Here is a 7914-nt window from a genome sequence, read left to right on the forward strand (position 1 = left end):
CAACACACCGCGGGGGCGAGGGCGCGGGGGGGGTCGCTCCCGCGCCAGCGGGCCGCCGCGAACGCCTCTGCAACGGTGCGCCGCACCTGCTCCGGTTCGACCTGTTCCCTGTCGCGGCCGCCGGGCGGCCTGCCGGCCGTCGTCCTGCTCTCCTCCATGGCCCTGACCCCTTCCAGGATGTCGTGTTCACTCCGGGGCGCCCCACCCATGTAATCCGTACCGGAAACGAGCGAAAGGAGGACGCGGGAGCAGCATGGGCACCGGCGAAGGGCCGCGTCTTCGTCGGCGGCGACAAGGACAGCAGGTGCGATGCGGTGGGTGGGCCATGGCGCCATCGGCCTCCGCCGGGGCACGGTGGGGGGAGGCGGCGTGGATTCGGGCCGTGTGTGCGAACTGCGGCGCGGACGGTCGACGGGGCCCAGGCCGAAAGGCCACCGGCCCGTCAGCGGCCGATCAGGCGTGGGAGCCCCTTGGCGGCCCGGCCCTGGTCCTGGGACCAGACCAGCAGGTCGGGGTCGAGGTCGGGGTCGAGGTCCTCGTGGTTGGGGTTGGCGTGGTGGCGGGTGTGCTTGTCCTGCCACCACCCGTAGCCCATCCCGATACCGGCACCGGCGATCCACCCCGACCGCCAGTGTCCACCAACCGTCGCTGATGATCGCGACGGCGGCCCAACCAGTTACATAGAGCCCGGCCACCACTGTGATCCGCAGTGCGTAATAGCCGGGACGGCACCCCGGCAGCCCGGCAGCCCGGCAGCCCGGCAGCAGTGATCTTTCTCGACAATCGGGCGAAGTCACTGCCGGACGCCTCCGAGGGCCGGGGGCGCACCGTGGTGTCTCTGGTCATGATGGTGAACTCTCTCCGAAGTAGGCCTATGGCTCGGCACCGCCCCGGGAGCCGCTGGGACCGGGCCGCAGGTAGGGCGCGTCCTCCACTGCGGGTAGTGCGTCGCGCGACCGCGGAGCAAGGAGGACGTCTGCTTCGTCGGTCAGCGGCTGCGCAGGCCCTACGGGCAGGTCTCACACCATGACAGGACAGGCAAAGCGTCTGGAGTGATCAGCGCGCTTTCACGGCAGAACCGAGGCCAGCCCGTAAGTGGGCCGGACCCCAGCAGGCGGGCATCATCGGTGGGCGGCGCATTCCGGATTTTGTCCGGACATATTTGCGATGGAGGGCCGGAAGGAGTCAGAGTCGGAGGGGGCGCAGGAGGCGACCGTGACCGTTCTCGCGATGTTTCTTCTCATCATCGGGTCGATCTTGATCCTGCTTGGGATGCTTCTGCTCGTCGTCGGGGTCATCGTGATTTTGATGGGGATCACCCTGATCGCCATTGCGGCCTTCCTGCTGATCCGGAGAGCGTTTAGGCGCCGACAGTAGTAACAGCGCCGAGGCGGACGTCTCTGAGTTCGGACAGGTGGCCGGGGTGTGGTCTGCGCCGAGGGCGAGGGCCCGAGATCGGGATCGGATCAGGCCGAATACGTCGAGCTGCCGTTGACGCCGGGCTGGTTAGGCCGCGGTTTCCGTGATGAGGACGGCGGCGGTGACCGGGCCCGGGGCGCCAGTGGCCGCTGCGTCGGCTACGGCGGTCCGGACGGCGCGGGCGACTTCCAGTGGATGGTGTCCAGAGGCGACCGCGAGGTGGACCTCGATGTGCCGGCCGGGTGGGTCGGCATGGTCCTCCACCTTGAGAGGGCGGCTCCCCAGCACCGCGGTGAGACGGGCGACGCCCGGGACCCCCATCGCCACGTCCGCCAGCTCCCCGCCAGACCCCCTTGTGGATCCTGCTCCGGTCACCGGGGGCGAGCTTCGTGCGGTTGCGGCTACGGCTTCCGGCGTAGGCCTCACGGCACTCGCCGCTGTCCGCGCTGTCACGCCTGTCTCCGGGCCCTCATAGAGATCCGTGACGCGCAGGTCGGCTGTCACCGTGGCCAGGCCGAGCCGTTCAGCGGCCGCGTCGAGCAGTGTGCTCCGCAACTGGTCGGCGGTTTCGGGCAGTGGCTGCCCGAGCGATGCCGAGAAGGCGGCTTCGCTCCTGAGCGGGCCGGGCGGCAGCGCGCTGGCCGGCGGACGGACGGCTGGCTCGGACACGGGTTCGAGCGGCGCCGGCCCGATGCGTAGAGACTCCAGCCGAACGCCGGGAAGGTCGGCCGCGGCACGCCCGAGGGCCTGGACGGCCGCTTGCTCGGTGATCCATGTCCCGTCGTCGGGCCCGCCGAGTGGAAGCAGTCGGCCCAGACCGAGCTGAAGCCGTACTGTCTGCGTCCACGCCTCGGTTTTCACCGACTCTTCACCTTCTCTTCCCCTCTCCCCTGGCCACCCATTCACCCACTTCACTCCACAGCGTTTGAATAGGGCAAAACCTACTAAACAAAGATAATCTCAATAGTGAGTGTCAGGTGGGCCTCATAAGGGAGGAACATCCCAATGACTGAGAACAGCGGCCCAAGGCACGGCGGTGCGCCCGCTTCTCGCGGCCGGACGACCATCGCCGATGTGGTGGTGGAGAAGATCGCCGGAATGGCGGCACGGGATGTGCCCGGCGTCTACGCCCTCGGCAGCGGATTCGCCCGCTCGATGGGATCCATGCGGGAGCGGATGCCTGGCGCCGGTAGCGGCAAGTCCGCCACACGCGGGGTCAGCGTCGAGGTCGGACAGCGGGAGGCGGCCATCGACCTGGAGATCGTCGTCGACTACGGCGTCTCGATCACGGACGTGGCCGGTGCGGTGCGGGAGAGCGTGATCTCCGCAGTGGAGCGGATGGCGGGTCGGGAAGTCGTGGAAGTCAACATCACGGTCAGCGACGTGAAGCTGCCCGACGAGGAGGACGAAGAGGAAGAGCGGCAGCAGATCCGGTAGCCGGAACGGAGCAGCCGCTCGAGTGAAGGGGCGCGTGATGAGCAGGGCCGTGGTGGGTTTGATGGCCGGAATGGCGCTGGGTTTCGCCGCCTATTTCGGTGGCTTCTGGGCTTTCCTGCTGGTGCTGACGCTGGGCGTCGTCGGTCTCGTGGTCGGGCGGTTGATGGAAGGTGATCTCGAACCGGGCGACTTCGTCCGCCGCCGAGACCGGCAGGAGCGGATCCACGATGACCAGCGGCGGGCTCGGGGAGACTGGCGTCAGTGAACGGTGAAGCAGACCGGCGTCCGGGCATCCCCCGCGAAGAGCGTGGCGGGATCACCGTCGCCGACCGGGTAGTTGCGAAGATCGCTTCCCGGGTGGCGCGCGAGGCGCTGAGCCGGTTCACCGAGTCGGCCGGCCGCGTGCCACCCGGTCGCCGGACGCCACGCGTAACCGCGTCAGTGCGACGGGCGCCGGAGCGTGGTACCGCAGCACGTGACGGCGAATCTGCTGCCGGACGGAAGCAGGTGATCGGCGCGGCACAGCTGCGCATCACGGTCGAACTCGGCTATCCGGCCGACATCGGGGCGCAGTGCGCCGCGGTGCGCCGGGAGGTTGTCGAACGGATCCGGGCATGGGCCGGTATGGATGTGTCCGACCTCGTGGTGTCGGTCGAGAGGCTGCACTCGGTGCATTCGCGGTACCCGGACCAGGAGAGGGTGAGATGAGCGCGAACACCGGGCGGCCATCGACCGGTGACAGCGGCCTTCCCCCGGATTCCGGACAGGCGGCTCCGTCCGCCGATGGCACGCCGGCGACGGGCGCGGGCGCGACGGCGGCGAACGACGAAACAGGCCGGTCGGCACACCGATTCTGGTCATCGCGGCGGATTCCCGCGGCCTTGGTGGCCCTGCTGTCCGCCGCGGCCATCGGATTGCTCCTGTACGACGTGGTCTCGGTGCGGGCAGGCCGCCCTGCGATGCGCTGGCGGCGGCGGCTCGCCGGGGAACTGGCCACACGGCCCCTGGACGACACCTGGATGATCGTCGGGGCCGCGGTCGCGATGGCCCTCGGCCTGTGGCTTTTCCTGCTGGCGGTGACGCCCGGACTGCGCAGGCTGCTACCCATGCGGCAACCCACGGGTAGCCCCGGGACGCAGGACGTCCGGGCCGGGCTGGACCGTCGCGCGGCCGCCTTGGTTCTGCGCGACCGGGCGGTGCAGGTGCCCGGTGTCCAGTCGGCGCAGGTCGCTGTCGGTCGCCGGAAGGTCAAAGTCCGGGCACGGGCGCATTTCCGCGATCTCGAAGCAGTCCGCGCGGACCTGGACGCCATGCTGGGCGATGCCGTGACGTTCTTGGGACTCGCCCGACGACCCGCGCTGACCGTGCGCGTCCGGCGCCCGAGGAAGGACTGAGGTGAGCCGGGTGCTCAAGACAGTGAACCGGGTGCTGCTGGGGCTTCTGGGCCTTGGACTGTTCGCCCTGGGCGGCGGCGTGCTGCTGGGCGGCCTCGATCTGCAACGCCGCGGGGATTTCGGCATGCCGGGCTGGTGGCCGTTCCGTGGGCCGGACGATGTGGTGCTGGGCACCGAGGGACGCACCCGGTGGCGGGGAGAGGGCTGGTGGTGGCCGACTGTCATCGCGGTGCTCGTCGTGCTGCTGGCCCTGCTGCTGTGGTGGCTCCTCGCGCAGCGCAGACGCCGCCTGGACCAGGTCCTGGTCGACAGCGAAGACGGCACGGCGGCGCGACTCAATGGGCGCACGCTGGAGGACGTCATCGAGGAAGAGGCGGAGGCCCTGGACGGGGTCTCGCGGGCTCATGTACGGCTGACGGGCCGGCGTACCGCTCCCACCGCAAGCGTTCGGCTGTTGCTGGAGCCTGACGCGGATCCGGCGTGGACCCTGGGTCGACTGAGCCAGGAGACACTCGTACACGCACGGGACTCGGCCGGCTTGGACGGCCTCCCGTCGAAGGTCCGATTCCGCGAAGTCCGCCACCGCGCCCAACGCACCGCCTGAGTCTCCTTGGGCCGAAGCCCCATGGGTCACCGGCTGCGAGACGTCCCGGATTGCTGGAACCCGCACTCGCTTCGACTTGGCGCACTCGATGGCACCAGCCACGCGACAGGACCGGTCCGAGCTGCTCTGGGACAAGGGGAAGCCTGGCTGTCGCCGCCACCGACGGCAGCGCCCTGTTGCACCGGGACGTCACGTACCGCTCCTAGGCCGACGCGAGACCGAGCCCAGTCACAGCGTGTCCCGCCGTAGACGAGAGGCCAGGCAGGTCCCGCGCGGTTCCGTCCCGGGAGGCATCCCGTCATGGTCCTCTTCCTGACCCAGCTCATCGCCGGAATCGCTCTGGCCGCCATCGGCGCGACCGTCGACGGCATGCTCTCTCTGCTGTCCGCCGGCGTACTGCTCCTCATCGTCGATCTGCTCTACCTGGTGGCCCGCTCTCTATGGCGCTCCTTCCGGCGCCCGGCTGTCTGAACAGCCCGGCCCCGGCGCGGCCCCAATTACGCAAATGGCCCCGGACGAGTCCGAGGCCGAGCAGGGGCCCCTCCCTGGGGGATAAACCCCAGGTCAGAGGGGTAATGCACTGTTCCCCCAGCAGGATTCGAACCTGCGACACCCGCTTTAGGAGTTCATCCGGGTGATCCGATGGTGAGGGGCGCGGCTGCACCCGCCTGCCTGCACGGTGCGTGACTAGCTCTCCTGATGCGGCAGCGTGCACCGGTGTTGCCGTCACGAAGTGCCGTCAATCCAAGGGCATCAGAACTGCGGTTTCGTCCGTCAACCGGTCTCAGACTGAGATCGGGATCGGGGGGCGTCGCGATCAGGGCGCGGGGTTGCCGCCGCCCCCCGGCGCCTCATCCCGATCGATGGACAACGCGCCCGGGGCAGGGAGACCCTGCCCCGGGCGATGCACTCCTCAGGATCAGGGGTCGATGAAGCCGAGGTTACGCGTCAGGATGTCGTTGCCGTCCTGCTGGATGTGGAGCACCACGCCGCTGAAGGACAGGTGGGTCAGGGTCACGCTCCAGTTCCCGTTGGGGCAGACCTCCCCAGCCGAGGGGGTCTCGGGCGGCGGGATGGTGACGTCCTTGAAGGTGATCTGGCCGTTGCGCGGCCGGATGTGCTCGACCGGGCCGGTCACGTTCTGGAATTCCGTGCCCTGACCGGGGGCGATGTTGCCGCCGCGGTTGACGCACACGTACTCCGCATTGACGGAGTCGGCGGTCAGGAACGCGTCGGTGCGAGAGTTGCCGAGGCCGGCTGCCTCGCCGCTGCACTGAAGCCCCTCGGTGAGACTCTTCGTACAGGTCACGCTGCCCACGAAGTGGAGGCCGATGCCGTCGGGCGTCGGCGCCCCATTCGTGAGGTCCTTGATCCAGATCATCGAGGCGCGCAGATGGAGGCCGGCGAGGTAGCTGTCCGGGGTCTTGTCGTATCGGGTGGCGATGCCTCGCCAGGCCTTGAGCTTGTTGATCAGCCGCTCGACGGTTCGTCTCATCTCGCTGTGGGAGCTGTTCCAGCGGGTGGTACCGGAGGCGCCGACGCGGCCGCAGGGTGGTGGCCGGCGCAGGTACGGAGACCGGGAGGTACTGGCCGCGATCATCTTCGTGGCCACGACGAGCTGCACGTGGTCGCAGGTCCCGCCCGTGTCCGGCCCGTCCGGGGCCACCGCTCGTCGAAGCCGACAGACCCGCCATCCGGCCCGTCACACCGAGGGCCCCTCGCCACAGGTGTGGCGAGAGGCCCTCATGGTCTGCGCCGACGCGGCCGCAGGATGAGCGGGTGTCAGATCACCCGGACCCGTGAGGCCTGCGGCCCCTTCTGGCCCTGCGTGATCTCGAATTCCACCCTCTGATTGTCCTCCAGGCCCCGGTACCCGGTTCCCTCGATCTCCGAGAAGTGCACGAACACGTCCGGGCCTCCACCATCCTGCGCGATAAAGCCGAAGCCCTTCTCCGCGTTGAACCACTTCACCGTTCCCTGCACCACGCCACAATCCTCCATCCTGCCCATTACGATCGCGACGGCCATGACGGCCTGCACCGCCTATCTCACACCCTGCGGCCGAGATCGACTGTGTCCGCCTACGCCGTACGGGTGACCGGCCGGATCGGCTGCGCCGGACAGGAGGTCTGCCGCAGGCAGCCTGTTTTCCATTGGTACTTGGCGGATCAGCCCGGACCTTGCTGCTCAGCACGGCCCTCCGGCTCGTCCGAGCCGAAGGGCCGCGGCGGCGCGATGCCCCTGACCAGGACCGCCGTCGTCGAGCCTCGGCGTCCCGGCGAAGCTCTGATGTCTCTTCGGTCTGCCACCCTGACGCTCGCCCCGGACCGGGCCCTTCAGGAACTGCGGGAGCGACGTTGACCGGCCTCGTGGATCGGAGCTGTGAGCAATACGTCCGCCGCGCTGGAACTGTTCGTCCGGCTGGAGGCGGATTGTCAGGGCCAGTTGTCGCTCGCCGCAACGCGGCCTGCTGGACCGCCGTCCGCGGGGATCGCCGTGCGGCGTCGCGCCATTTTTCAGAGGTTGCTGACCGACGCACTGCGGATCAATGACCCCGGCTGTCGCAACATTCGCGGTACGGCACGACATCGCCTACTGGACCGGTTTGAAGGGCAATCCGTGCAAGGCGCCCCGCCTCTTCGCCGATCTTCTCCAGGACCGAAGCCGCGCGCTGGGCCCGGAGCACCCGCACACCGTCCTCAACGCTTTCCACGTCGCTCGGCTGGCAGGTCATCACGGGGACCTTCAACCGGAGCCGGGGAACTCGCACCGACCTCCCAATCGACCTCCCAGAGGACGACGCTGCTGCAGGCCGGTTCTTCAATGACCTGTACGACCGCTGCATCGGCACCGGCGAGGTTCACCCGCCGACCGAGCGCATAGCCGAATTCGTAGCCGCGCTTCTGAAGCGCTGGCCGGACCTCACCGAGGAGGAGGATGACATCTCGCTGTGGTGCCGCGGGCCCCCCGTGGGGGGAGCCCCCCGGGCCCCGGGGGGGGTGTCCCGGTGGGGGAAGATTGGCGCCGGGGGGCGGCCCCCCCCCCCGCCGGGCCCCCCCC

Annotated in this window: 9 protein-coding genes and 3 pseudogenes; 8 read left to right on the forward strand and 4 right to left on the reverse strand. The window is 69.3% G+C overall.

Annotated elements, in window-relative coordinates; translation table 11 throughout:
• Positions 1 to 445 precede the first annotated feature (445 nt).
• A pseudogene (locus tag ACFW2E_RS35705) lies at positions 446 to 846 on the reverse strand (fatty acid desaturase); the annotation flags it as partial.
• A 369-nt stretch (positions 847 to 1215) separates the two neighbouring features.
• Between ACFW2E_RS35705 and ACFW2E_RS35710 the strand changes: the two are divergent.
• A complete protein-coding gene (locus ACFW2E_RS35710; protein WP_384472803.1) occupies positions 1216 to 1377 on the forward strand; it encodes a hypothetical protein in 162 nt (53 codons plus the stop codon).
• A gap of 129 nt (positions 1378 to 1506) precedes the next feature.
• Here the strand turns inward: ACFW2E_RS35710 and ACFW2E_RS35715 are convergent, their stop codons facing one another.
• On the reverse strand, positions 1507 to 1746 hold the full coding sequence (locus tag ACFW2E_RS35715; RefSeq protein ID WP_384472806.1) for a hypothetical protein: 240 nt from the start codon (positions 1744 to 1746) through the stop codon (positions 1507 to 1509).
• 678 nt (positions 1747 to 2424) lie between these two features.
• Between ACFW2E_RS35715 and ACFW2E_RS35720 the strand changes: the two genes are divergently transcribed.
• The 6 genes from ACFW2E_RS35720 to ACFW2E_RS35745 all read left to right on the forward strand — a co-directional run bounded on the left by ACFW2E_RS35720 (position 2425) and on the right by ACFW2E_RS35745 (position 5325).
• The gene (locus ACFW2E_RS35720; RefSeq protein WP_384472809.1) at positions 2425 to 2856 is read left to right on the forward strand and encodes an Asp23/Gls24 family envelope stress response protein; all 432 of its coding nucleotides are present in this window, start codon (positions 2425 to 2427) and stop codon (positions 2854 to 2856) included.
• A 37-nt stretch (positions 2857 to 2893) separates the two neighbouring features.
• Positions 2894 to 3121, forward strand: a complete 228-nt coding sequence (locus ACFW2E_RS35725; protein WP_384472812.1) for a hypothetical protein — start codon at positions 2894 to 2896, stop codon at positions 3119 to 3121.
• A gap of 242 nt (positions 3122 to 3363) precedes the next feature.
• Positions 3364 to 3564 (forward strand): hypothetical protein, encoded by a 201-nt coding sequence (locus ACFW2E_RS35730; protein ID WP_384472815.1) that lies wholly within the window; start codon positions 3364 to 3366, stop codon positions 3562 to 3564.
• Positions 3561 to 4250: a DUF6286 domain-containing protein gene (locus ACFW2E_RS35735; RefSeq protein WP_384472818.1), complete on the forward strand. Its 690-nt coding sequence runs from the start codon at positions 3561 to 3563 to the stop codon at positions 4248 to 4250. The genes ACFW2E_RS35730 and ACFW2E_RS35735 overlap by 4 nt, the downstream gene beginning before the upstream one ends.
• A 10-nt stretch (positions 4251 to 4260) precedes the next feature.
• The gene (gene amaP, locus ACFW2E_RS35740) at positions 4261 to 4854 is read left to right on the forward strand and encodes an alkaline shock response membrane anchor protein AmaP (RefSeq protein ID WP_384472821.1); all 594 of its coding nucleotides are present in this window, start codon (positions 4261 to 4263) and stop codon (positions 4852 to 4854) included.
• Positions 4855 to 5154: 300 nt separating this feature from the next.
• Positions 5155 to 5325 carry a hypothetical protein gene (locus ACFW2E_RS35745; protein WP_384472824.1) on the forward strand — a complete coding sequence of 57 codons (171 nt, stop codon included), beginning with the start codon at positions 5155 to 5157 and terminating at the stop codon, positions 5323 to 5325.
• Between the two features lie 877 nt (positions 5326 to 6202).
• Here the strand turns inward: ACFW2E_RS35745 and ACFW2E_RS35750 are convergent.
• Positions 6203 to 6346: pseudogene (locus ACFW2E_RS35750) on the reverse strand (IS5/IS1182 family transposase); the annotation flags it as partial.
• On the opposite strand from ACFW2E_RS35750, the pseudogene ACFW2E_RS35755 reads away from it, so the two are divergent.
• Positions 6297 to 6587: pseudogene (locus tag ACFW2E_RS35755) on the forward strand (transposase); the annotation flags it as partial. The pseudogenes ACFW2E_RS35750 and ACFW2E_RS35755 overlap by 50 nt on opposite strands.
• Before the next feature lie 49 nt (positions 6588 to 6636).
• Here the strand turns inward: ACFW2E_RS35755 and ACFW2E_RS35760 are convergent.
• Positions 6637 to 6840: a cold-shock protein gene (locus ACFW2E_RS35760; protein ID WP_384465723.1), complete on the reverse strand. Its 204-nt coding sequence runs from the start codon at positions 6838 to 6840 to the stop codon at positions 6637 to 6639.
• Positions 6841 to 7914: the final 1074 nt, after the last annotated feature.

The sequence above is a fragment of the Streptomyces sp. NPDC058964 genome (assembly GCF_042741275.1).
Classification (GTDB): Bacteria; Actinomycetota; Actinomycetes; order Streptomycetales; family Streptomycetaceae; genus Streptomyces.

Bases quoted from the DNA above. Each gene is read 5' to 3' on its own strand.
- ACFW2E_RS35720 (WP_384472809.1), top strand. From the start codon at position 2,425: ATGACTGAGAACAGCGGCCCAAGGCACGGCGGTGCGCCCGCTTCTCGC.
- ACFW2E_RS35725 (WP_384472812.1), top strand. From the start codon at position 2,894: ATGAGCAGGGCCGTGGTGGGTTTGATGGCCGGAATGGCGCTGGGTTTC.
- ACFW2E_RS35735 (WP_384472818.1), top strand. From the start codon at position 3,561: ATGAGCGCGAACACCGGGCGGCCATCGACCGGTGACAGCGGCCTTCCC.
- ACFW2E_RS35745 (WP_384472824.1), top strand. From the start codon at position 5,155: ATGGTCCTCTTCCTGACCCAGCTCATCGCCGGAATCGCTCTGGCCGCC.